At 63.1% G+C, this 23,339-nt stretch carries 19 protein-coding genes; 10 read left to right on the forward strand and 9 right to left on the reverse strand.

Going from position 1 to position 23,339, the window contains the following annotated elements; genetic code table 11:
• Positions 1-122 precede the first annotated feature (122 nt).
• Positions 123-1,595: a cobyric acid synthase gene (locus tag PQQ96_RS20130; protein WP_408295563.1), complete on the forward strand. Its 1,473-nt coding sequence runs from the start codon at positions 123-125 to the stop codon at positions 1,593-1,595.
• Positions 1,596-1,733: 138 nt separating this feature from the next.
• Positions 1,734-2,150 carry a DoxX family protein gene (locus PQQ96_RS20135; protein ID WP_408295522.1) on the forward strand — a complete coding sequence of 139 codons (417 nt, stop codon included), beginning with the start codon at positions 1,734-1,736 and terminating at the stop codon, positions 2,148-2,150.
• A 226-nt stretch (positions 2,151-2,376) separates the two neighbouring features.
• Here the strand turns inward: PQQ96_RS20135 and PQQ96_RS20140 are convergent, their stop codons facing one another.
• Positions 2,377-2,796 carry a PaaI family thioesterase gene (locus tag PQQ96_RS20140; RefSeq protein ID WP_408295525.1) on the reverse strand — a complete coding sequence of 140 codons (420 nt, stop codon included), beginning with the start codon at positions 2,794-2,796 and terminating at the stop codon, positions 2,377-2,379.
• Between the two features lie 209 nt (positions 2,797-3,005).
• Here PQQ96_RS20140 and PQQ96_RS20145 point away from each other — a divergent pair, with 209 nt between their 5' ends.
• Positions 3,006-3,644, forward strand: a complete 639-nt coding sequence (locus PQQ96_RS20145) for a ParA family protein (protein WP_408295566.1) — start codon at positions 3,006-3,008, stop codon at positions 3,642-3,644.
• 77 nt (positions 3,645-3,721) lie between these two features.
• Here PQQ96_RS20145 and panD read toward each other — a convergent pair whose 3' ends face one another.
• From panD to PQQ96_RS20165, 4 genes are all read right to left on the reverse strand, one after another.
• Positions 3,722-4,111, reverse strand: a complete 390-nt coding sequence (gene panD, locus PQQ96_RS20150; protein WP_408295528.1) for an aspartate 1-decarboxylase — start codon at positions 4,109-4,111, stop codon at positions 3,722-3,724.
• Positions 4,112-4,160: 49 nt separating this feature from the next.
• Complete coding sequence (gene panC / locus PQQ96_RS20155; RefSeq protein WP_408295531.1) at positions 4,161-4,994, reverse strand: pantoate--beta-alanine ligase; 834 nt, start codon at positions 4,992-4,994, stop codon at positions 4,161-4,163.
• A 191-nt stretch (positions 4,995-5,185) separates the two neighbouring features.
• A complete protein-coding gene (locus PQQ96_RS20160) occupies positions 5,186-6,058 on the reverse strand; it encodes a segregation and condensation protein A (RefSeq protein WP_408295534.1) in 873 nt (290 codons plus the stop codon).
• A 4-nt stretch (positions 6,059-6,062) separates the two neighbouring features.
• The gene (locus PQQ96_RS20165; RefSeq protein WP_054035105.1) at positions 6,063-6,248 is read right to left on the reverse strand and encodes a DUF3460 family protein; all 186 of its coding nucleotides are present in this window, start codon (positions 6,246-6,248) and stop codon (positions 6,063-6,065) included.
• A 345-nt stretch (positions 6,249-6,593) separates the two neighbouring features.
• Between PQQ96_RS20165 and PQQ96_RS20170 the strand changes: the two genes are divergently transcribed.
• Positions 6,594-8,432: an autotransporter assembly complex protein TamA gene (locus tag PQQ96_RS20170; protein ID WP_408295537.1), complete on the forward strand. Its 1,839-nt coding sequence runs from the start codon at positions 6,594-6,596 to the stop codon at positions 8,430-8,432.
• Positions 8,433-8,460: 28 nt separating this feature from the next.
• On the forward strand, positions 8,461-12,825 hold the full coding sequence (locus tag PQQ96_RS20175; protein ID WP_408295540.1) for a translocation/assembly module TamB domain-containing protein: 4,365 nt from the start codon (positions 8,461-8,463) through the stop codon (positions 12,823-12,825).
• Positions 12,826-12,938: 113 nt separating this feature from the next.
• On the opposite strand, the gene metG is transcribed toward PQQ96_RS20175, so the two are convergent.
• Complete coding sequence (metG, locus tag PQQ96_RS20180) at positions 12,939-15,074, reverse strand: methionine--tRNA ligase (protein ID WP_408295543.1); 2,136 nt, start codon at positions 15,072-15,074, stop codon at positions 12,939-12,941.
• Between the two features lie 378 nt (positions 15,075-15,452).
• Positions 15,453-16,106: a YiaD family glycine zipper/OmpA-like lipoprotein gene (locus PQQ96_RS20185; RefSeq protein WP_054035104.1), complete on the reverse strand. Its 654-nt coding sequence runs from the start codon at positions 16,104-16,106 to the stop codon at positions 15,453-15,455.
• A gap of 331 nt (positions 16,107-16,437) precedes the next feature.
• On the opposite strand from PQQ96_RS20185, the gene apbC reads away from it, so the two are divergent.
• The 5 genes from apbC (at position 16,438) to PQQ96_RS20210 (ending at position 22,154) form a co-directional block, all read left to right on the forward strand.
• Positions 16,438-17,526, forward strand: coding sequence for an iron-sulfur cluster carrier protein ApbC (apbC, locus tag PQQ96_RS20190; RefSeq protein WP_408295546.1), 1,089 nt, complete (start codon positions 16,438-16,440; stop codon positions 17,524-17,526).
• 131 nt (positions 17,527-17,657) lie between these two features.
• Positions 17,658-18,191 (forward strand): superoxide dismutase family protein, encoded by a 534-nt coding sequence (locus PQQ96_RS20195; RefSeq protein WP_408295549.1) that lies wholly within the window; start codon positions 17,658-17,660, stop codon positions 18,189-18,191.
• A gap of 280 nt (positions 18,192-18,471) precedes the next feature.
• Positions 18,472-19,041 carry a dCTP deaminase gene (gene dcd, locus PQQ96_RS20200; protein WP_028200499.1) on the forward strand — a complete coding sequence of 190 codons (570 nt, stop codon included), beginning with the start codon at positions 18,472-18,474 and terminating at the stop codon, positions 19,039-19,041.
• A gap of 84 nt (positions 19,042-19,125) precedes the next feature.
• Entirely contained in the window at positions 19,126-21,411 is a 2,286-nt protein-coding gene (locus PQQ96_RS20205) for an Orn/Lys/Arg family decarboxylase (protein ID WP_408295552.1), read from the forward strand.
• A 2-nt stretch (positions 21,412-21,413) separates the two neighbouring features.
• Entirely contained in the window at positions 21,414-22,154 is a 741-nt protein-coding gene (locus tag PQQ96_RS20210; protein WP_408295555.1) for a lysozyme inhibitor LprI family protein, read from the forward strand.
• Positions 22,155-22,165: 11 nt separating this feature from the next.
• Here the strand turns inward: PQQ96_RS20210 and PQQ96_RS20215 are convergent, their stop codons facing one another.
• Complete coding sequence (locus tag PQQ96_RS20215; RefSeq protein WP_408295558.1) at positions 22,166-23,092, reverse strand: bestrophin family protein; 927 nt, start codon at positions 23,090-23,092, stop codon at positions 22,166-22,168.
• Between the two features lie 36 nt (positions 23,093-23,128).
• Positions 23,129-23,339, reverse strand: a 211-nt coding sequence (locus PQQ96_RS20220; RefSeq protein ID WP_408295560.1) for a hypothetical protein, incomplete at its 5' end; no start/stop codon positions are given.

The raw sequence follows: 23,339 nt of genomic DNA on the forward strand, positions 1-23,339 counted from the left end.
GCACGATGGGATAATGCCGCGTTCATTGCCCGCGTTTATTGCCCATTCACCGCCGAATCCGACATTCCGTGACCACCACTTCGACCCCGCATGACGCCGTACCTGTGCCGCGCGGCACGCTGATGATTCAGGGCACCACGTCCGACGCGGGCAAGAGCACGCTCGTCGCGGGTTTGTGCCGGCTGGCGCGGCGTGCCGGCGTGCGGGTCGCGCCGTTCAAGCCGCAGAACATGGCGCTCAATAGCGCGGTGACGATCGATGGCGGCGAGATCGGCCGCGCGCAGGCCTTGCAGGCGGTGGCCGCGGGCATCGCCGCGCACACCGATCTGAACCCTGTGCTGCTCAAGCCGACGAGCGATCGCGGTGCACAAGTGATCATCCACGGCAAGGCGCGCATGAACCTCGATGCGCGTGCGTATCACGACTACAAACCGGTTGCGTTCGGGGCCGTGCTGGAATCGTATGCGCGTCTGCAAGCGGCCTACGACACGATTTTTGTCGAAGGCGCGGGGAGTCCCGCCGAGATCAATCTGCGCGACCGCGATATCGCCAACATGGGTTTCGCCGAAGCGGTCGATTGTCCGGTCGTGCTGGTGGCCGACATCGACCGTGGCGGGGTGTTCGCGCATCTGACCGGTACGCTCGCGTGTCTGTCGGAAAGCGAGCAGGCGAGGGTGCGTGGCTTCATCATCAACCGCTTTCGCGGCGACATCAGTCTGCTCAAGCCCGGGCTCGACTGGCTCGAAGCGAAGACCGGCAAGCCGGTGCTCGGCGTGGTGCCCTACCTGCACGGTCTGACGCTCGACGCCGAAGACATGCTGCCGCCCGAGCTCCGTGCCGCGCAAAGCGGCCAAAGCAACGATATGGGCCGGATGTTGCGGGTGGTCGTGCCGGTGTTGCCGCACATCAGCAATCACACGGATTTCGACGCGTTGCGCGCGCATGCGCAGGTCGATTTTCATTACGTGCGAAGCGGCACGCCGCCTCCGCCGGCCGATCTGATCATCCTGCCGGGCTCGAAAAATGTGCCGGGCGATCTGGCCTTTCTGCGTGCACAAGGCTGGGATGCGGTGCTGCAACGGCATCTACGCTACGGCGGCCGCGTCATCGGGATTTGCGGTGGCATGCAGATGCTCGGACGCGAAGTGGCCGACCCGCACGGGGTGGAAGGCGCGCCTGGAACGAGCGCGGGCCTCGGCTGGCTCGATTATTCGACGGTGCTGACACGCGAAAAAACGCTCAAGAACGTGACAGGGCGTCTCGCGTTGCCCGGTTCACCCGAGGTTTCCGGCTACGAGATTCACATGGGCGAGACACAAGGTCCGGCGCTCAACTCGCCCGCGCTGCAATTGGGCGTTGAGCGCGACGCTCGTCCCGACGGCGCGATCTCGGCTGATGGCCAGATCCTCGCCACCTACGTGCACGGTCTGTTCGACACGCCGGCCGCTTGCGCAGCCCTGCTGGCGTGGGCGGGCTTAAGCGACGCCGAGAAAATCGACTACCCGGCGCTGCGTGAGGCTTCGCTGGATCGTTTGGCCGACACGCTCGCCGAGCACCTCGATCTCTCAAAGCTTTTTGCCGCGATTGGCTCATGAAGATCAACCGGACGGTGTCGATTAAATCCTAATGGGAAATAATCAAAGCCTGAAACGCAGTTTTTCGCGTCGTATGGTTCGAATACAGTCTTGACGTCGACGGCCGATGCGGGCCGTTTCTCTCGTCAAGGACTCGTCATGAACTCGAACCGCTGCGCTGATCTGGCCGCTTTGCTACTTCGCCTTGCCTTGGGCGTCCTGTATCTCGCGCACAGTCTGCAAAAGATCTTTGTTTTCACGCTGCCGGGAACGGCGCAATTTTTCGTCTCGCTCGGCTTGCCGGGTTGGCTCGGCTACGTGACGGCGTTCGTCGAATTGATCGGTGGTATCGCGCTGCTGCTCGGCGTACAGGTCCGCTGGGTGGCGCTGGTGCTGCTGCCGTTCATGCTCGGCGCGATGTCGCAGCATCTGCATAACGGCTGGGGGTTCGCGTCGCCGCACGGCGGCTGGGAATATCCGGCTTTCTGGGCGGTGACTTTGGCCGTGCAGTCGCTGCTCGGCGGCGGCGCGCTGGCGCTGAGCAATGTGAAGGCACCACGCGCAGTGGCCGCCTGAGACGTTTGAGCGGCTGTGCGGGCGGTAGCCAGATCTGGCACATCGATAAAACCCCAAGCCGGCAAAACACACAAGCACTAAGCCACCAGGCCGCTCCGGCATTCCGGCACTCTGCCTCGCCTGACAACAAAAAAGCACGCGCCGTGAGGTCGCGTGCTTTTTTATGGCGCTGAGCCAGTGCCCTTCAGGTATTTCGAGCCCTTCGCCGCACTCCCGCGTCAGTCAATCAATACAACACAATCTGTGTGCACCGAAACAGCGCCATCGTCTTGCCGTTCGGATCGGTAACGGTGGCGTCCCACACCTGCGTGCTGCGGCCCAGATGAACGGCCTTGGCGACCGCGCGGATCGTGCCTTCCGTCGCCGTGCCGAGAAAATTGCTTTTCAGCTCGATGGTTGTGAAATTGCGCGCCGTCTCGGGCAGGTGCGCGAGGCATGCGTAGCCGCAGGCGGTATCGGCGAGGCCGATCACGGTGGCAGCATGCAAAAAGCCGTTCGGCGCCAGTAATTCGTCGCGCACGGTCAATTCCGCGGTCAGGGCGCCTTGCTCCAGCGCCAGAACATGCACGCCCAGCAAGCCGGGCAGCTTGCCCTTCTGACGTTCATGCAGGCGCTCGGCGGTGTATTCCGGACGGAGTTTGCTCATGAGATTGGGGTCCTCGATGGAAAAAACAGCGGTATAGGGCAGTCAATAGCCGTTTGGGGGCTTCGGCCCCGGTGCATTTGTCGATATTATCAACGGCTGGATCGATGGGTGAACCTGAAACCGGCACGGATCAGCATCCATCGGCGCAAGTCAGAGCAAACTGCGCGGCAAACCGGCTGGCACGCCCAGCCTTCTTTCCGGGAGAATTCATGACGGTGATCGTGGTGGCGAATCCGAAGGGCGGCGTGGGCAAAAGCACGCTGTCCACCAATCTGGCCGGCTATTTCGCGTCGCTCGGGGAATGGGTCGCGCTGGCGGACCTCGACAAACAGCAGTCCGCGCACGCATGGCTGTCGCTGCGGCCCCCTGCGTTGCCGCCCATCGAGACCTGGGAGGTCGACCTTGAAAATCCCGCCAAACCCCCCCGAGGTCTGGAGCATGCGGTCATCGACACGCCGGCCGGGTTGCACGGCAATCGCCTCGGCATCGCGCTGGATCTGGCCGACAAGGTGATCGTGCCGCTGCAGCCGTCGATGTTCGATATTCTCGCCACGCAGGATTTTCTCGAGCGGCTGGCGAAGGAGAAGGCGGTCAGGAAAGGCGGGATCGAGATCGGTGTGGTGGGCATGCGTGTCGATTCCCGCACGCGCTCAGCGGAGCAGTTGCATCGCTTTGTCGAGGGATTGAAGCTGCCGGTACTGGGCTACCTGCGCGACACGCAGAATTACGTGCAACTGGCGGCGCACGGCCTGACCTTGTGGGACGTCGCGAAAAGCCGCGTGGAGAAGGATCTGGAGCAGTGGCAGCCGATCATCGAATGGACCAACGGTGCCAGCAAGAAGGCTTGAGGTGAATTAGCAGGCGGCGTGGCCGCCCGCTGCGCTGCATGGAACCGTGCGGCGAAAAGCCCGGCTCGGGGCCTGGCTCAGGTCCAGTTCTGGGTCGGCACGTGATCGCGGCTGCCTTTGATCTTGTTGTTGTTGTCGTCGACGAACACCAGATCCGGTTTCCAGCCTGCTTTCAGTTCCGCTTCGTCGACCACCGCGAACGCAGCGATGATCACCAGATCGCCCAACTGCGCGCGCCGTGCGGCCGAGCCGTTCAGCGAAATCATGCCGCTGCCGCGTTCACCCTTGATCGCGTACGTCGAGAAACGCTCGCCGTTGTTGATGTTCCAGATGTCGATCCGCTCGTTTTCAACGATATTCGCGGCTTCCAGCAAGTCCTCGTCGATGGCGCACGAGCCTTCGTAGTGCAGTTCGCAGTGCGTGACCGCGACGCGATGGATTTTCGACTTCAGCATGTTTCGTTGCATGACCAATCCCTTGTGCTTCTAATGCGTGTTTGCGCAGCCTAAGACGGCTTCAGATTTCGAGGTTGTCGATGAGACGGGTGGTGCCGAGCTTGGCGGCCGCCAGCACGACCAGCTCCGCGTTCGCGTCTTGCGAGCCCGGCGGCAGCAGATTCGAGCGCTTGCGCACGGCGATGTAATCCGGCTGCCAGCCGCGTGCGGCCAGCGTCGCCATTGCCGCCTGTTCGAGTTTTGCGAAGTCGCGATTGCCGGCGAGCACCGCCTCGCGTACGCGATTGAGCTCGCCGGCCAGCACCGGCGCCTCAGCGCGCTCGGCCGCCGCCAGAAAGCGGTTGCGCGAGCTGAGCGCGAGGCCGTCGGTGTCGCGAACGGTTTCGGCGGCGATGATGTCGGTCGGCAGCGCGAACTGGTGGCACATGCTGCGCACGATCATCAGCTGCTGGTAATCCTTCTTGCCGAACACCGCGACGCGCGGCTGTACGCACGACATCAGCTTCATCACCACGGTGCACACGCCCTGGAAGAACCCAGGCCGGAATTCGCCTTCGAGGATATCGCCCAGATCGTGCGGCGGATGCACGCGGTACTCCTGCGGCTGCGGGTACAGATCCTGCTCCGTTGGCGCGAACAGCACATAGACGCCTTCTTTCTGCAGCTTGTCGATGTCGGCTTCGAGCGTGCGCGGGTATTTGTCGAAATCTTCGTTCGGGCCGAACTGCAGGCGGTTGACGAAGATGCTCGCCACCACCGGATCGCCGTGCTGGCGCGCGAGGCGCATCAGCGACAGATGGCCCTCGTGCAGATTGCCCATGGTCGGCACAAAGGCGGTGCGATTCTGGCCGCGCAACTGGTCGCGCAATTCATGGATCGAGCTGATGACTTTCATGATCGGACAGGGATTTCCTCGCGCGGCGCGAGACCTGGTTGGCGCAAAAACTCAGATTTTTGCGCGACCCGCGGCCTCACCGGTAATGACAGGTTCGGAGCGCCGGATTGTAGTGGATTTGTTCATGGGGCGCACCCACCGAAACGGGGGGCTGCGGTAGCGATGGCGCACGCAAGCCCCGTTTCGCGGCTTCAGGCCGGCAGGTAGGCGAGGCGCACATAGATTGGTGCGAACGGCTCGGCCTGGGTGATTTCGACGAGTGACTCACGGCACAACTCGAGCATGGCGATGAAATTCACCACGACCACCGGCACACCCTTGCTTGTGTCGAACAGATCCGAGAACTCCACGAAGCGCGAGTTCTGGAGTCGCCGCAGGATCGCGCTCATATGCTCGCGCACGGACAATTCTTCGCGCGAAATCTTGTGATGCTGAACGAGCTTGGCGCGCTTGATCACGTCGGCCCACGCGGCGCGCAGGTCTTCGCTATCCACATCGGGAAAGCGCGGCGTGATGCTTTGCTCGATGTACACCTCGGCGCGCAGGAAGTCGCGGCCAAGCTGCGGCAGATGGTCGATACGCTGTGCGGCGAGCTTCATCTGCTCGTATTCGAGCAGGCGGCGGACCAGTTCGGCACGCGGATCTTCGGCTTCGTCGCCGCTGTCGGCCTTCTTGACCGGCAACAGCATGCGCGACTTGATCTCGATCAGCATCGCGGCCATCAGCAGATACTCGGACGCGAGTTCGAGATTGGTCTGACGCAACTGGTCGACGTAGCCGAGGTATTGGACCGTGACGTCCGCCATCGGGATGTCGAGCACGTTGAAGTTCTGCTTGCGGATCAGGTACAGCAACAGATCCAGCGGGCCTTCGAACGTTTCGAGAAACACCTCGAGCGCGTCCGGCGGAATGTACAGATCCGTCGGCAGCTTGAAGAGCGGTTCGCCGTACAGGCGTGCGAAAGCAATGCCGTCGACGGTGTCCGGCGTTGAGTCGGTGGCGGGCGCGGCAAGCGCGGCGTCGGGCCCCGGCGTGGCGCCCTTTGCCTCGTCGGCGTGACTCACGCGCTTAGAAGTTTTGATAGTACGAGTAAGGCGTCTGCTCTACGCGCGAGGCTTTCTGCTCGGCGCGTTCTTCGAGGTCGATCGGCTGTTTGTCCCACAGCAGCGACCGGCCACGGCGCTGCTCAGCTTCCAGGTTCGGTTTTTGTTGCTTGAGCTGGTTCAGGAACTGCGTGATGTCCGATTGATACATGGCTAGACGTCCGTGGTTTGGGGAATGGCGGCTGCCGGGCGGGAACAGGCGGAAACCCGCGTGGCATCGCTGCTATTCCATAATTTTACCGCATGCGCCGCGCGCGGTCGAAAAACGGAGGCCGCCACGAGCGGCCGGCATGCAAAAATGCCTGGAACCCGCATTGCTGCGATGCGTCAAAGGCGGGCGCGTGGCCGGCGGGGCCGTGTCGGATTCGCCGGTCGGGTCGGCGGTGCATCCCTTTTTTGAGATATCGCGGCTTCGCCGATGTGGTCAAATAGCGAGCTTCGGCCGCCGCGGCGAGCCTGAGCGACAGAATTCATCAACCACGGCCGGAGGTCCTGTTTGGCGGGGTGTGCGATCGAAGTGCCGTGTGTGCGGCGCGGCAAAAGCGGTGACGAGCGCGGGCGTCTGTCGCCCATTCGGCGCTGGTTGCGCGCGTGGCTGGCGTTCGGCATCGTCATGCTCATGCTTGCCACGGTCGACGCACACGCGGCGCGGCGCGCGGCCGCCAGCTACAAGGTCGATATCGAAGCCACGCCGCGCTCGCTGCGCAAGCTGCTCGAAGCGCACCTGGACGTGGCGCGGTTCGCCAAACGTCCCGACATCAGCGACGACCAGTTCGAATTTCTGATGACCGCTGTCCCCCAGCAGGTGCGCGATCTGGCCGCCACGCAGGGCTACTTCACGCCGGTGGTGCGTACCGACGTGCGCACCGTCGACGACCAGAAGCGCGTGACGGTGAGCGTCGATCCTGGCCCGCAAACCCTCATCACGTCGATTGCGCTGTCGTTTCGCGGCCCGGTGCTGACCGAAGACCCGGCGCAGGAAAACGCCACGCGCTTTGCGTTTTCGTTGCATGAAGGCGATCCGTTTTCGCAAGGCGGCTGGGACGACGCAAAAAACGCGTCACTCAAGGCCTTGCAGGCCCGCCGGTACCTGGGCGCGAAGATCTACCACTCCGAGGCGCGGATTGACCCGCGCACGCACGAAGCAAAATTGTCGGTGACGTTTGACAGCGGCCCGACCTTCACGATGGGGAAACTCGACGTATCCGGCACGCGGCGTTATCCGGAACAGATCGTCGACGACGTGAATCCGATTTCGGCCGGCGATATCTACGACGTGCAGCGCGTCGCGGAATTGCAGCGGCAGTTGCAGAACACGCCGTACTACGCGAGCGTTGCAATCGACGTGGATAGCGATCCGGACAAGCCGGTCGAGACGCCGGTGCACGTGAAGGTGTCGGAATATCCGTACAACAGCATCCGCGGCGGGGTGGGGTATTCGACCGACAACGGCCCGTTGATTCAGGGTTCGTATTCGTATCTCGACACGTTCGGCAAAGCCTGGCCGTTCACGGTCGAAGGCCGGCTCGACCAGATCCAGCAGTACGGGCAAATTCAGCTCGCGATGCCGCCGGGGCCGCGCGCGTGGACCAATAGCGTGCTGGCGTCCTACACCACGACCGACGTGTCCGACACACGCATCTACAGTATCCGCGGCGGTGTGCAGCGGGCCCGGACGTCGCAATTCATCGACTACAACTACTCGATCCTTTATTACCAGGACCGGCTCGACCAGAACGCGGCCGCGCCGACTACCAGCCGCGCGCTGGTGCCGTCATGGTCGTGGACCCGCCGCAATACCGACGACCCGCTGTTCCCACGCTCGGGCAACCTGATTCACGTCGAAGCGGGCTTTGCGGTCAAAGGCCTGCTGACCGATCAGACGTTTGCGCGCGGCTACGCCCGCGGCCAGCAGTACCTGCCGATCGGCAAGGAAGACCTGGTGTTGTTCCGTGCCGAACTCGGCGGCGTGTTCACGAGCGGCAGTTCGAGCGGGATTCCGGCTTCGCTGCTGTTCCGCGCGGGTGGCTCGAATTCGATACGTGGTTACAGCTATCAGAGCATTGGTAATGACGTCGACGGTTCGGTGCTGCCCACCAAATATCTCGTGACGGCGGCGGCCGAATATCAGCACTGGTTCAGTCACGACTGGGGCGCAGCCGCGTTCTTCGACGTCGGCACCGCCACCGATACGTGGGGCGAGAAAGTCTTTTATCCCGGTGTGGGTGTCGGGGCGCGCTGGCGCAGCCCGGTCGGCCCGGTCAATGTCGATGTCGCCTACGGGATCCGCAACAGGAGCGTGCGGCCGTATTTGACGCTCGGTATCGCCTTCTGATGGGAACCTGCTTTTACATGATCCACGCATGACCACGGACGCTTCCGCCCAGCCACCCACGCAGCCGCCCGGCGCTCATTTGCCCGGACAGCCGCCACCGCCCGATGCGCCGCCACCGCAGCGGCGCGGCCGATTGCTGCTGAAAACGCTTGTGTGGGCGGTCGCCGTGCTGGTGTTGCTGGTGGCCGTGGCGATTGGCCTGCTGTACGGCGCGCTGACAACGGAGCGCGGGACGGCTTACGCGTGGCAGGCGGCCGTCAAACTGCTCGGTGGCAAGCTGACCGGCACCCTGGAGAGCGGCGCGCTCTCGAAGGGCGTGCAACTGCGGCAGGTGCGCTGGCGTAGTCTCGACGGCAGTGGCACCGATATCCAGATCGACCGCGTGGCCGGCCGCTGGGAACTGACGCACCAGCCTTGGCGCTTCACGATCGGCTATCTGCACGTCGGTACGATCGACGCGCGGGTCGGCTCTTCGTCGTCGAGCAGCAGCGGACCGCTGAAACTGCCGGAAGACTTGCGCTTGCCGATGCAACTCGACGTGCGCGATGTGCAGGTCGACAAACTGCTGTTGCGCGAGGGCGGGTCGACGACCGAGCTGTCCCGTTTCATGTTTCATGGCCGCAGCGACGGCCGGCACCACGAGGCCGCGATTGAGCGGCTGGATACGCCGTTTGGCGCAGTGACGGCGGCGGCGAAGCTCGACGGGATACGGCCGTTTCCGCTTAGCGGCGATGTCGGCTATTCCGGCAAGGTCAACAACGAGCCAGTGCAGGTGGGCGGCCATCTCAGTGGCTCGTTGGAAAATCTCATCGCCGAACTTGACGCCAGCGGCATGAAGCTCACCGGGCATGCGCGGGTCGAGGCCACGCCGTTCGGCGACGTGCCGTTGCAACGCGCCACGCTCACTTTCGATCACATCAATCCGCAGGCGTTTGCGCCCGGTGCGCCGCTGGCGGATCTGGCGGTGCGCGCTGAACTGCAGCCGGTGGGGCAGGATGCAACGGGGGCGGCGAGTTCCGCCGGTGCCTCCGGCGCTGCGAGCACCGCGAGTGCCAGTAGTGCCAACAGCGCTGCCAGTGGCAATAGTGCAGGCCCGAATAACGCGGTCGGCATTGCCGAGCCGAAGGCTGTCAAGAACGGCAAAGGCGGCGTCCACGCCGATGCGGCAGCGGGTTTCGCCGTCGCCGGCCACGTTTCGATCGTCAACGCCAAACCGGGTGCGATCGACCAGAACCTGTTGCCTTTGATCGACGCGCAAACCGACGTGCGCCTCGACGCCCAGGCGCAGCGCATCTCGAACCTGAAGGTGCGGCTCGTGAAGAGCGCCACGCTCACCGGCGGCGGCGCGCTGACCGGCAAGCGCGGCCAGTTCGATCTGCAAGTCGCCGGGCTCGACCTCAATGCGCTCGAAGCGACCGTGCGGCCCACCCAGCTTTCCGGTCCGATCGGCATCCGTCTGAACGACGACGTGCAAAGCCTGACCCTCGATCTCGCCGACCCGAAAGCAGGATTGCGCGCGCAAGGCAAGGTGACCTTCGACCCCGCGCGAATGAGCTTCAACGACGTTCGTGTCACGTCGGGCAAAGGCCGCATCGATCTGTCCGGCGCGCTCAAGCACGACGCGAATTCCACCTACAACCTGAAAGCGCAACTGACCGATTTCGATCCGTTGACGCTGACGTCGCAGATGCCGTCCCGCAAGCCGGTAACGGGACCGGCGACCGCGGCGAACAACGCCAAAAGCAAGCAAGCCGCACAAGGCGTGGCCGAAGCGGGCAGTACGACCGGTGCGAAAAGCGCGTCCCCTGGCGACAAAGCCGCCGCCGCGGTAAAAAACACGGCCAAGGCCGCGGTGCGGACCGAAGTGGTTCAAAGCAAAGCGCCGCCGCCCAAGCGTGCCGCGCCACCGGCCCACAAGATCGAGGCACGCGTGACCGGCACGCTCACCGCGGCCGGCGTGCTCGGTCCGGTCTTTACCACCAAGGCTGAATTCAAACTCGGTCCGAGTGTCTACGACGACCTGCCGTTGACGGGCGGCGGCGTGGTCCAGCTAGCCGGCTCGCGGCTTCTGCCGAGCCGCGCGAATCTCTCGGTGGCGGGCAATCAGGTGGACTTGCAGGGCAGCTTCGGCGCGCGCGGCGACCGGCTGAAGTTTCGCATCGATGCGCCGGAACTGGAGCGCCTCGGTTTTGGCCTCGCCGGTCTCATCGTCGCGGATGGCGACGTCACCGGCTCGTTCGCGCATCCGAATGTCGTGCTGAACTACAAGGCGGACAGTGTGGTGTTCAGCAGTAACCGCATCGGCCATGCTGAAGGCCACGCCGAATTGCGCGACGGCGCGAACGGCGCGCTCGTCTTCACGACGGACGCGCGCGACCTCAGCGCCGGCGGCGTCGATCTCACCACGCTCACGGCGCGCCTGTCCGGCACACGCGGCAACCATACGCTGGAGGCGGCGGCCACCGGCAAACTGCAGGACCGTCCGCTCGATCTGACACTCGCGGCCAACGGCAAGCTGACCGAAGCACGCGACGGCACGCGTTGGGACGGCACTGTGACCCGTCTGCAGAACCGCGGCATACCGGCGCTGAACCTGGAGTCGCCGCTCGCCATAAGCGCCGGGCCGAACCGCCTGACGCTCGGCGCGACACGCCTCACGCTCGAAGGCGCGGAGTTGAGCCTGAAATCGTTCGCTTTCGACCACGGCAAGATTCAGTCCGCGGGCACCTTGACCGACATTTCGCTTGCACGTCTGCAGGACTTGCGGCGCGAGATTACCGGCGAACCGCCGCACGTCAAAACCGATCTGGTGTTCGACGGCGACTGGGATTTCGCACTCGGCAGCACAGCGAGCGGCCACATCCAGTTGAAGCGTCGCGGCGGCGATGTCACGGTCGAGATCGGTCGTGGCCTGGCCTCGCTGGGCATCACGGATATGATCGCGCGCGCCGAATTCAGCGGTGGCAACCGGCTGAATGCGACCGTCCACGCGCAGGCCAGCCGGATCGGCGTAATCGACGCCGACGCGCATACCACGCTCGTGACGCGTGACGGCTTCCTGAGCGTGAGCGAAGAGGGTGCGGTCAGCGGCAACATCGTTGCGAACGTGCCATCGCTGAAAACGACCGGCGGCCTGTTCGGCCCGAGTTATCTGCTGGACGGCCACCTCGCGCTCAAGCTCGCGCTTGGCGGCACGGTCGCCAAGCCGAACCTGACGGGGTCGCTGCTCGGCGACGGTTTGTCGGCGACGATGGTCGACCAGGGCGTGCAGTTGAAGGACGGCGTGGTGCGCATCGCGCTTTCGCAAAATCTGGTGGATTTCCAGCAGGTCGAGTTTCACGGCGCGAGCGGCACGCTGCGCGCAACCGGCCGTGTGCGTCTGGATGGCGCCCAGCCGGATCTGTCGGCGAGCATCGTCGCGGATAAGCTGGAGTTGTTCGCGTCGCCGGACCGCAATCTGTCGCTGTCGGGCAGCGCGAGTGTGGCGAACGGCGGGGCAGAGGGCGGCATGGCGATCAACGGCAAATTCGTGGTCGATCACGCGCTGTTCGATATGCCGGAGCAGTCCGCGCCGAAACTCGGCGACGACGTGGTGGTGGTGCGTCCTGACGGCACGGTGGCGGGCGAGCGGCCACCGCCGCAGGTGGCGGGCACGAACAAGCCGATCGGTCCGTTTGCGCCACGCGCCAATATCGACATCAGTCTCGGCAACAGCTTCCGTTTCCGCGGCATGGGCGCGGACCTCGGCTTGAGCGGCACGATCACCGCGATGAGCGCGCCGAACCTGCCGTTGCGCGCGGTCGGCAATGTCCGCGTGACGCAGGGATCGACCTATACCGCGTTCGGCCGCAAGCTCAACATCGAGAACGGCTTCTTCACGTTCAACGGTCCGGTGGCCAATCCGGGCATCAACATCCTGGCCATGCGCCGCAATCAGCAGGTCGAGGCGGGCGTGCAGGTCACGGGCACGGTTCAGTTCCCGGTGGCGAAGCTGATCTCCGAGCCGAACGTGCCGGATAACGAAAAGCTCTCATGGCTGCTGTTTGGGCATGGCACGGATCAGGGCAATAACCTTGGTCAGCAAAGCACCATGACGACGGCGCTCGCGCTGCTCGGCAGTGCAAGTGGCAAGCGGATTGCGCAGACCTTCGGGCTCGACGAGTTTTCGATCGGGCGAAGCGAAGTCGGGCTGACCGATCCGCAAGTGGTGATGGTGTCGAAGGCGATCAACGAATGGCTCGTGATCGGCTACGAGCAGGGGCTGCAGTCGGCGAGCAATGCGATCAAGGCGACCATCAACCTGACGCGCTATTGGTCGGTCGCGGCTTATGGCGGCACGTTCGACGGGATCGAGCTGCTTTATACGCGGCGCTTCGACCGGGTCCGGTGGTGATTGTGGCGGCGCCGGTTAGAGCGGTCTGAACAGCGCCACGGCATAAAAAAAGCGGCACGCCTTTGAAAGCGTGCCGTTTTTGTTGATGCCTGCAGCGTTCGACGCCGCGCGCTTTACTTCACGCGCATGCCCGGCTTCGCGCCGCTATCCGGCTCGAGCACGTACAGGCCCGCCTCGGCGTTCTCGTCAGTCGCGGAGGCCGCCAGCACCATCCCTTCGGACATGCCGAACTTCATCTTGCGCGGTGCGAGGTTCGCGACCATCACCGTCAGCTTGCCGACCAGTTGCTCCGGCTGATAGGCCGACTTGATGCCGGAGAACACGTTGCGCGTCTTCTCTTCGCCGACGTCGAGTGTCAGTTGCAGCAGCTTGTCCGAGCCTTCCACCGCCTTGCAGTCGACGATCTTCGCGATGCGCAGATCGATCTTGGCGAAGTCGTCGATCGAGATGACGCCGGGTGTTTCGTCCTTCTCAGCGGCGGCGGCTTTCGCTGCCTTCGACTTGGCCTTTGCATCCGCCGGCGCCGCGGCTTCCGGCGTGGCTTGCAGCGAGTCGCGATTCGCTGCGATGAGCGCCTCGATCTGCTTCGGATCGACGCGCGTCATCAGATGCTTGTACGCGTTGATCGGGCGCGCCGAGCTCAACGGCACATTCGCGTCGGCCCATACCAGCGGCTCAATGCCGAGGAAGGCTTCGACGGCTTCCGCCAGCTTCGGCAACACCGGCTTGAGCGCCAGCGACAGCAGACGGAACGCCTCGATACTTACGCTGCAGGTTTCGTGCAACGCAACAGCATTCACCGGGTCTTTCGCCTGGTCCCACGGCTTGGCGGTGTCGACGTACGCATTGACCGCGTCGGCCAGTTCCATGGTCTGACGCAGTGCGCGGTTGTACTCGCGCGCTTCGTAGTTCGAGGCGATTTGCGGCACGGCGGCGCGCAGCGTGGCGAGCAGCGGGTGCTGCATCGCGCTGTCCTGCACGCGGCCGTCGAAGCGTTTGATCAGGAAGCCGGCTGCGCGGCTCGCGATGTTCACGTACTTGCCGACCAGATCGCTGTTCACGCGTGCCTGGAAGTCGTCGAGGTTCAGGTCGAGGTCTTCCATCGTGCTGTTCAGCTTGGCGGCAAAGTAGTAGCGCAGCCATTCCGGATTGAGGCCCGTGTCGATCACGCTTTGCGCGGTGATGAAGGTGCCGCGCGACTTCGACATCTTTGCGCCGTCCACCGTCAGGAAGCCGTGCGCGAACACGTTGGTCGGCGTGCGGTGGCCCGAGAATTCGAGCATGGCCGGCCAGAACAGCGTGTGGAAATACAGAATGTCTTTGCCGATGAAGTGGTACTGCTCGGCGGTCGAGCCCTTGCGAATCCACGCGTCGAAGTCGAGGCCGCGCTTATCAGCGAGGTTCTTGAAGCTTGCGTAATAGCCGACCGGTGCGTCCAGCCACACGTAGAAATACTTGCCCGGTGCGCCCGGAATCTCGAAGCCGAAATACGGTGCGTCGCGCGAAATATCCCAGTCGGCGAGCTTGGCTTCGCCGGCGTCGCCGAGCCATTCGCGCATCTTGTTGGTGGCTTCCGGCTGTGCAAGGCCGCTGACCCACGCGCGCAGGAAATTCTCGCAGCGCGGATCGGACAGGCGGAAGAAGTAGTGCGTCGAGGTCTTACGAATCGGCGTGGCGCCCGAGACGACCGAATACGGATTGATCAGCTCGGTCGGCAGGTAAGTCGAACCGCAGACTTCGCAACTGTCGCCGTATTGATCCTTCGCGCCGCACTTCGGGCATTCGCCCTTGATGAAGCGGTCCGGCAGGAACATTTCCTTGACGGGGTCGTATGCCTGCTCGATGTCGCGCGCTTCGATCAGGCCGGCGTCTTTGAGCGCAACGTAGACCGATTCGCTCAGCACGCGATTTTCTTCGGAATCGGTCGAGTAGTAATTGTCGAACGAAATCCCGAAGCTGTCGAAATCGCGCTTGTGCTCTTGCCAGACGCGGTCGATCAGCTGCTTCGGCGTCAGACCTTCCTTCTCCGCGCGCAGCATGACCGGCGTGCCGTGCGTGTCGTCGGCGCCCACGTAGTAGACCTCGTGCCCGTGCATTCGCAACGTCCGGACCCAGATGTCCGTCTGGATATATTCGACCAGATGGCCGATATGGATTTGCCCGTTCGCATACGGAAGGGCCGACGTGACGAGAACCTGGCGACGGCCTGACGGCGCGCCTGCGGAGAGATCGGTTGCGGGTGCTGACATAAGGATGGTGGGAGCCTGCGGTGGGACGAAACGTTGATTCTAGCAGGGCAGGCGCCCGGCGCGGGCTGGGGCGCCTGGGCTGGGCGGTTGCTGGCGTGAGCAGCCTGGTCGCCCGGGGGAACTTCCTGAGGGGCGAAAAGCGAGCGCCCAAAAAAAAACCGGGGCTATTAACCCCGGAGCAACAACGACAAGAGGAGAATGGTGACGCGCCGGCTTCGCCAGCCACGTACCGTAAAGACAGACCGCGGATTTTCGGCAGAGTTCGAAATTTTTTTCGTTCCCTTGCGAGATTCTCTTTCCTCCGCTTTTTACGGCGTACCGGACGCGCGTGGCAAAAGCCTGGCGTCCGGTGGCATCCTCTTCTTTCAGGCTGTGCCGTTATTGCGTGGCGTGCTGAGCCGTGGCGCGCAGATAGATTTCCACGCGACGGTTTGCTGCACGGCCGGCTTCGGTGTTGTTGTCAGCGACCGGCTGGTTCTGGCCCATGCCTTGTGCCGACAGGCGTTGCGGCGCGACGCCGCGTTGCCCCAGATAGCCCGTCACGCTTTGCGCGCGGTTGACCGACAGCGTCTGGTTGTAAGCCGGCTGACCCGTGCTATCCGTGTAGCCGATCACCTGGGCGATCAGTTCCGGATTCTGTTGCATGGTCTGCGTCAGCTGATCCAGCACCGGCGCGAACGACGGCTTGACCGCATAGCTGTTGGTATCGAACGTGACCGAACTCGGGATGTTCAGCTTGAGCGAGCCGTCCGGCTGCTCGGTGATCTGCGTGCCGGTGCCCTTGGTGGCGCCCGACAGCTTGTTGTGAATGGCTTGCCAGTTGTAGCCGGTGATGCCGCCGACCGCTGCGCCGGCGCCCGCGCCGATCGCCGCGCCCTTGCCGCCGCCGAAGATCGCGCCAATCGCCGCGCCGGTGGCGGCGCCCACGCCCGTGCCGACGGCCGTGTCAGTGCCTTGTTGCGATGCGCAGCCTGCCAGCAGCGAACCGGCTACGGCGAAAACGGCAAGGCGAGTCATGATTTTTGCATTCATTTTTTGATTCCTCTTGAGTGAAGCAGGTGGAAGCGATAAATCTATCCGCCGGACGTGACGGCCGTAAAGCACGCAAGTCGATAATACGAGAATCCTGCGTCTTCTCCGGTCCCGGTCCGACAGTGGAGAAGGGTCTTCCGGCAAGGCTTGGCGCCAGCCACTACAATGATGACTGAAGTACGCAGCGATGCGACCCCATGGCGTTCCGCCTGCCCGAAGGGTGCACGGCAAGCCCGGTTTTAGCAATGCTGTCTAACAATTTTTTTCAAAATCCGGCGCGTGGCCGAGGCTTGGATTCCGCCGCGCGGCAAGTGTTCCCCACGGAGTGTCAATGAGTATCGATCGGGCTTTGGTCGACGCTGCCCTCGCGGCCGTCACTGACCCCAACACGGGCAAGCCCTACGCGGTTGCCAGGAACATCAGGAACGTAGCCGTGGAGGGTGACACGGTTAGCCTCGAGGTGGTACTCGGCTATCCGGCCAAACGGCAGTTTGAAGCGGTCAGCGCGCAATTCGCCGACGCGCTGAAAGCCGTCCCCGGCGTGGCAAACGCACGTGTCGAGGTGTCCCAGAACATCGCTGCGCACACCGTACAGCGCGGCGTCAAACTATTGCCGAACGTTAAAAACATCGTCGCGGTGGCGTCGGGCAAGGGCGGGGTCGGCAAGAGCACGACCGCCGTGAACCTCGCGCTGGCACTGGCGAGCGAAGGCGCGTCGGTCGGTATCCTCGATGCGGACATCTACGGCCCCTCGCTGCCGATGATGCTCGGGATTACTGGCCGTCCCGAATCACCCGACGAAAAGTCGATGAACGCGATGACCGGCCATGGCTTGCAGGCCAACTCGATCGGCTTTCTGATCGAGCAGGACAACCCGATGGTGTGGCGCGGTCCGATGGCCACTTCAGCGCTCGAACAGTTGCTGCGGCAGACCAACTGGCAAGACCTCGACTACCTGATCGTCGACATGCCGCCGGGCACCGGCGACATTCAGCTGACCTTGTCGCAGCGCGTGCCGGTGACGGGCGCCGTGATCGTCACGACGCCGCAGGACATCGCGCTGCTCGATGCGAAGAAGGGCCTCAAGATGTTCGAGAAGGTCGGCATTCCGATCCTTGGCATCGTTGAGAACATGGGTATGCATATCTGCTCGAATTGCGGCCACGAAGAGCATATCTTCGGCGCGGGCGGCGGCGAGCGGATGGGCAAGGAGTATGGCGTCGACGTGCTCGGCAGCCTGCCGCTCGATATCGCTATTCGTGAGCAGGCCGACTCCGGCAAGCCCACCGTCGTGGCGGATCCGGAAGGGCGTATCGCTGAGATCTATCGGTCGATCGCGCGCAAGGTTGCGATCCATATTGCCGAGCGGGCTCGCGACATGACCTCCAAGTTTCCCAGCATTGTTGTCCAGAACACCTGAGTAGCCATTCGGATGAGGGGTCAAAGCGAGGCCAAGGCGCTAATTTGCGCCTGGTCTCGCGGTATCATGTCGACTTCACAAGTTCGGCTCAGCGGCCGCAGGGGCGGCCGCCAGGCCGGCAAGAGGATCGCATGGGAAAACGAATCGACGGGCAGGCGGTGCAGGCGTTCATCGTCCTGGCTGCCAGCAGCGTGCTGTTATGCGGCTGTAGCGTGTTCCTGAGACCACAGGAAAAGCGTGCCGACGCGCAGTTACTGCCTACCGTGGGCAATCAGGCGCGCGGCCTCGTTACGTTCATCGAGCGTTCGGACGGCGTACAGGTCACCTACAATCTCGCGGGCTTGCCGCCCAATAGCGATCACGCATTGCAAGTGCATGAGCGCGGCGACTGCAATGCCGCCGACGGCTCAAGCGCCGGCCAGGTGTTCTCGCCGGCAGCCGAGCGCCTGAAAGCAGGCGCCCGGGTCGAAGGCGATCTTGGCAACATCCACGCGGACGCGAACGGTGTGGCCACCGGCTTCATCGTTGCACCGGACGTGTCGCTTGACGGTATCCGCTCGGTGCTGCAGCGTGCCGTGCTGTTGCATCACGACGCGAGCGACCCTTACGCGTATCCGCAGCATGGCGCAGGCCCCGCGCTCGCATGCGGGCTGATTCGCCAATGAGCGCCCGCGCGCCGTGTGTGTCATCTGCGTGCGGCGCGGCCGCTTGACGGCCTTGCAACGGCCTGTGCACATGCACCAGGCGGTTCTTAGGCTTTACCCGCAGCAGCATTCTCACGATCGCGTAAAATAAGCGCCTTTCGTTGGGGGCGCCTAGCCCGGGCCGCCTGCTTGAACGGCGCTCCGCTCAGGCCCTTCCCCGAAAGTTTGCCGAAAGTTGCCCGGTATCCACCGGGTGGTTACCCGTCACACACCTGTCATTCAAGTCGAGCAGCGTTCACCTATGACTATCAAATCCGACAAGTGGATCCGGCGCATGGCCGAGTCGCACAACATGATCGAGCCGTTTGCACCCGATCAGGTCCGCGTTTCCGAAGACGGCCGGAAGATTGTCAGCTACGGCACGTCGAGCTACGGCTACGACATCCGCTGCGCCGACGAATTCAAGATTTTCACCAATATCAACTCGACGATCGTCGATCCGAAGAACTTTGACGAGAAGTCGTTTGTCGACTTCAAGGGTGATGTTTGCATCATCCCGCCGAATTCGTTCGCGCTGGCTCGCACGGTTGAGTATTTCCGCATTCCGCGCAGCGTCCTGACTGTGTGTCTAGGCAAATCCACGTATGCGCGTTGCGGGATCATCGTCAACGTCACGCCGTTCGAGCCGGAATGGGAAGGGCACGTCACGCTCGAATTCTCGAATACGACACCTTTGCCTGCGAAAATCTACGCGAACGAAGGCGTCGCCCAGGTGCTGTTTTTCGAAAGCGACGAAATTTGTGAAACGTCGTACGCGGATCGCGGCGGCAAATATCAAGGTCAGCACGGCGTCACGTTGCCCAAGACGTGACGTCGGCAGCGTACTGACCCACCAGCTATTCGGGTGACCGCTGCTTAGTCAAATGCAGCGGTCGTTCTTTTTGGAGAATCGCCCATGAAGTTTCGTTTTCCCGTCGTCATCATCGACGAAGATTTTCGCTCCGAGAACATCTCGGGTTCCGGCATCCGGGCTTTGGCCGAAGCCATCGAGAAAGAAGGCGCGGAAGTGCTCGGGTTGACGAGCTACGGCGATCTTACTTCGTTCGCGCAGCAGTCGAGCCGCGCGTCGTGCTTCATCCTGTCGATCGACGACGACGAACTGCTGCCGTACGTCGATAACGTCGTGGTGGAAGGCGAGACGCCGGAACTGGCGGCCGCGATCATCGCGCTGCGCGGGTTCGTGACCGAAGTGCGCCGTCGCAACGCGGACATTCCGATCTTCCTGTACGGCGAAACGCGCACTTCGCGCCACTTGCCGAACGACATCCTGCGCGAACTGCACGGCTTCATCCATATGTTCGAGGACACGCCGGAATTCGTCGCGCGCCACATCATCCGCGAAACCAAGGTGTACCTGGATTCGCTCTCGCCGCCGTTCTTCAAGGAACTGGTGCAGTACGCGGACGAAGGCTCCTATTCCTGGCATTGTCCGGGGCACTCGGGCGGCGTCGCGTTCCTGAAGAGCCCGCTCGGCCAGATGTTCCACCAGTTTTTCGGCGAGAACATGCTGCGCGCCGACGTGTGTAACGCCGTCGACGAACTCGGCCAGTTGCTTGATCACACCGGCCCGATTGCGGCGTCCGAGCGCAATGCCGCGCGTATTTTCAGTGCCGACCACGTGTTCTTCGTGACCAACGGCACGTCGACCTCGAACAAGATCGTCTGGCACGGCACGGTGGCGCCTGGCGACATCGTGCTGGTGGACCGCAACTGCCACAAGTCGATCCTGCACGCGATCACCATGACCGGCGCGATTCCGGTCTTCCTCACGCCGACGCGCAATAACTTCGGCATCATCGGTCCGATTCCGCGCAGCGAATTCGAGCCGGAAAACATCAAGAAGAAGATCCTTGCGAATCCGTTCGCGCGCGAGGCGTTGGCGAAAAACCCGAACCTCAAGCCGCGCATCCTGACCATCACGCAGAGCACCTACGACGGCGTGATCTACAACGTCGAGATGATCAAGGAAATGCTCGGCGACTGGCTCGATACGTTGCACTTCGACGAAGCCTGGCTGCCGCACGCCGAGTTCCACGAGTTCTATCAGGACATGCATGCGATCGGCGCGGGCCGTCCGCGCATCGGCGCACTGGTGTTCGCGACGCACTCCACGCACAAGCTGCTGGCCGGCATTTCGCAGGCTTCGCAGATCGTCGTGCAGGATTCGAAGAACAGCCGCTTCGACAAGCATCGCTTCAATGAAGCGTATCTGATGCACACGTCGACCAGCCCGCAGTACGCGATCATCGCCTCGTGCGACGTGGCCGCGGCCATGATGGAAGCGCCGGGCGGCACGGCTCTGGTCGAAGAGTCGATTGCCGAAGCGCTCGATTTCCGCCGCGCCATGCGCAAGGTCGACGACGAATACGCCGACGACTGGTTCTTCAAGGTGTGGGGTCCGGAGACGTTCGCGGAAGAGGGCATCGGCTCGCGTGAAGACTGGATGCTGCGCCCGAACGATGCGTGGCATGGCTTCGGCTCGCTCGCCGATGGTTTTAATATGCTTGACCCGATCAAGGCGACCATCGTCACGCCGGGTCTGGATATGGACGGCGGCTTTGGCGAATCGGGCATTCCGGCTGCGATCGTCACGAAGTATCTGGCCGAGCACGGCATCATTGTCGAGAAGACCGGTCTGTATTCGTTCTTCATCATGTTCACGATCGGCATCACCAAGGGTCGTTGGAACTCGATGGTCACCGAACTCCAGCAGTTCAAGGACGACTACGACAACAACCAGCCGCTGTGGCGCGTGCTGCCCAAGTTCGTCGCGCATCATCCGATGTACGAACGTGTCGGCCTGCGCGATCTGTGCCAGCAGATTCACAGCGTCTACCGCGCGAACGACATTGCGCGCCTGACGACCGAGATGTACCTGTCGAGCATGGAGCCGGCGATGAAGCCGTCGGATGCGTTCGCCAAACTCGCGCACCGCGAGATCGACCGGGTAGCGATCGACGAACTCGAAGGCCGCGTCACGTCGATCCTGTTGACGCCGTATCCGCCGGGCATTCCGCTGCTGATTCCGGGCGAGCGCTTCAACAAGACCATCGTCAACTACCTGCGTTTCGCGCGCGAGTTCAACGAGCGCTTCCCGGGTTTCCACACGGATATCCATGGGCTTGTCGGCGAAACCATCAACGGGCGCATCGAATACTTCGTCGATTGCGTGCGCGCCTGACGATGAAGGGAGTGAAGTCCCGGTTGGGCGCTGACGTCTGGCGGCGCGCGTTTGGCGCGCTCGCCCTGACGTCGGCGATGTCGGCGGCGGTGCTCGGCGTCGCGCCGCTTCAGGCGCATGCCGAAGTCGCCGCCGCCGATCCGATCGACGCGTCGATGCGCGCCTGTCTTGCGCGCAGCGACATGTCGTCGACGACGGGGCAGGTGCAGTGCATGGACAACGCGCGGATCGGCTGGAAGGCCGCGTTGGACGGTGCGTGGCAGCAGCTTCAGACGAAGTTGCCGCAGGCGCAACGCAAACCATGGGAAAGGAGCCAGGCAAGCTGGCAGGCCTCGCGCGATGTCGAGAAGCAGTTGCTGGCGGCCGTGTTTGCGACGACGCGCGGCTCGATGTACGTGCTGGCCGAAGCCGATATGCAGTTGCAGCCGGTGCGTGACCGCGCGCTCGCGCTACGCAGCGCGGTGGCCAGGATCAGCGCCGGTGGCGACCCTCCGCTGCGTCCGCGCGCCTGTACGGCGGACGCGCAATGCGAACACGCGATGTTCGATCTGAACCGCTATTACCGCCGCTTGCAAGCGAGGATGCCGGCGCGCTCGCGTCCGACGCTCGTGCGCGCACAAAAGGCCTGGACCGCGTATCTCAACGCCACCACGCCGGTGATCGATGAGCGTGGGCGCATCGATATCATCGGCGCACGGGTGGCCACGCTCAAACGTTTGTCGGAGACCGTCGGCAACGACTGAGCGCCCGCGCCTTACGTGAGCACGTGAGTTTCGGTTTGCGGCAAGGGCCGCGCAAATGCCGGCTCCCCTAGCAGGTCGCGCAAGGCGTCTTCGATACCGAGCGACATTGTTTCGAGCGCGAGGTCGTTATCGTCGGTGCCGAAGGGCTCTTCGATTTGCGAGGCGATCGCTTCGTGCGCCATGAAGGTGTACGCGACGAATACCGCGAAGACTGGCGTGAAGATCCCGATGCTGTCGACCAGTCCGAATGGCAGGACTGCGCAGAAGAAATACACTGTGCGGTGAATCATCACCGAATAGGCAAAGGGCAGCGGCGTCGACGCGATGCGCTCGCAACCGCCAATCACATCCGATAGACCATTCAAGTTTCGATCGAAGGCGAGCACCGCCATCGGATCGATCGCGCCTGCTTGCGCGTGGCGCTGTACCCATTCGCCGAGAAACAGCAGGAGTGTCGCTGGTTTGTAGCGCGACGCTATGACGCGGTCGAAAAGCGCTTTGGGCAGGCGTGCCGCGAGATCTTCATGCGGATCGCTGTTACGGAGTTGGTGACGCAGCGCATGGGGGAGGGCGCCGAGGGCGGCGACGAACTCCTTGATGTCTTCCTTCGGCAGCTGTTTATTTTGCAGCGTGAGTGCCTGGCGGGTGAGCGAGCGGGATTCGTTGAGCAACTGGCCCCAGAGCTTGCGGGCTTCCCACCAGCGGTCGTAGCTGGCGTTGTTCCGGAAGCCTAGAAAGACCGCTAACGCTATGCCTGTGAGTGAGAATGGGGCGGTGGTATTGAGATTGAGGGAAACCGGCAGCAGGTGGTCGTGAGCGGCCACAGCGACGATCGCAATGCCGAAAATGAGGAATAGGCGCGGCAGGAGCTGCGGGAGGACGGAGCCCCGCCAGGCTAGCAGCATGCGGAACCAATGGAGATGTGGGCGGATGATCATCGAGGGGTGTTTCTTTTTGCCTTCGGCGGGTGGGGGTTAATTATCGCCTTTTTTGTTTGTTTGCCTGCGGGGCGCTTGTACTTCTGTGTGCCTGTGGCGTTGGGCTTTGCCTGGTTTGATTGCCTGCGCTTGTTCCGTCTGTCTGCCTATGGCGTTGGCCTTTCCTTGAATTGATATTGGATTATTAGTGTTGCCCCCGTGCGGGGCGGCACCTACTTTTCTTTGCCGCCCGCCGCAAAGAAAAGAT

This window comes from Paraburkholderia sediminicola, assembly GCF_046027825.1.
Classification (GTDB): Bacteria; Pseudomonadota; Gammaproteobacteria; order Burkholderiales; family Burkholderiaceae; genus Paraburkholderia; species Paraburkholderia sediminicola_D.

Bases quoted from the DNA above. Each gene is read 5' to 3' on its own strand.
- PQQ96_RS20130 (WP_408295563.1), top strand. From the start codon at position 123: ATGATTCAGGGCACCACGTCCGACGCGGGCAAGAGCACGCTCGTCGCG.
- PQQ96_RS20135 (WP_408295522.1), top strand. From the start codon at position 1,734: ATGAACTCGAACCGCTGCGCTGATCTGGCCGCTTTGCTACTTCGCCTT.
- PQQ96_RS20140 (WP_408295525.1), bottom strand. From the start codon at position 2,796: ATGAGCAAACTCCGTCCGGAATACACCGCCGAGCGCCTGCATGAACGT.
- PQQ96_RS20145 (WP_408295566.1), top strand. From the start codon at position 3,006: ATGACGGTGATCGTGGTGGCGAATCCGAAGGGCGGCGTGGGCAAAAGC.
- panD (WP_408295528.1), bottom strand. From the start codon at position 4,111: ATGCAACGAAACATGCTGAAGTCGAAAATCCATCGCGTCGCGGTCACG.
- panC (WP_408295531.1), bottom strand. From the start codon at position 4,994: ATGAAAGTCATCAGCTCGATCCATGAATTGCGCGACCAGTTGCGCGGC.
- PQQ96_RS20165 (WP_054035105.1), bottom strand. From the start codon at position 6,248: ATGTATCAATCGGACATCACGCAGTTCCTGAACCAGCTCAAGCAACAA.
- PQQ96_RS20175 (WP_408295540.1), top strand. From the start codon at position 8,461: ATGACCACGGACGCTTCCGCCCAGCCACCCACGCAGCCGCCCGGCGCT.
- metG (WP_408295543.1), bottom strand. From the start codon at position 15,074: ATGTCAGCACCCGCAACCGATCTCTCCGCAGGCGCGCCGTCAGGCCGT.
- PQQ96_RS20185 (WP_054035104.1), bottom strand. From the start codon at position 16,106: ATGAATGCAAAAATCATGACTCGCCTTGCCGTTTTCGCCGTAGCCGGT.
- apbC (WP_408295546.1), top strand. From the start codon at position 16,438: ATGAGTATCGATCGGGCTTTGGTCGACGCTGCCCTCGCGGCCGTCACT.
- PQQ96_RS20195 (WP_408295549.1), top strand. From the start codon at position 17,658: ATGGGAAAACGAATCGACGGGCAGGCGGTGCAGGCGTTCATCGTCCTG.
- dcd (WP_028200499.1), top strand. From the start codon at position 18,472: ATGACTATCAAATCCGACAAGTGGATCCGGCGCATGGCCGAGTCGCAC.
- PQQ96_RS20205 (WP_408295552.1), top strand. From the start codon at position 19,126: ATGAAGTTTCGTTTTCCCGTCGTCATCATCGACGAAGATTTTCGCTCC.
- PQQ96_RS20210 (WP_408295555.1), top strand. From the start codon at position 21,414: ATGAAGGGAGTGAAGTCCCGGTTGGGCGCTGACGTCTGGCGGCGCGCG.
- PQQ96_RS20215 (WP_408295558.1), bottom strand. From the start codon at position 23,092: ATGATCATCCGCCCACATCTCCATTGGTTCCGCATGCTGCTAGCCTGG.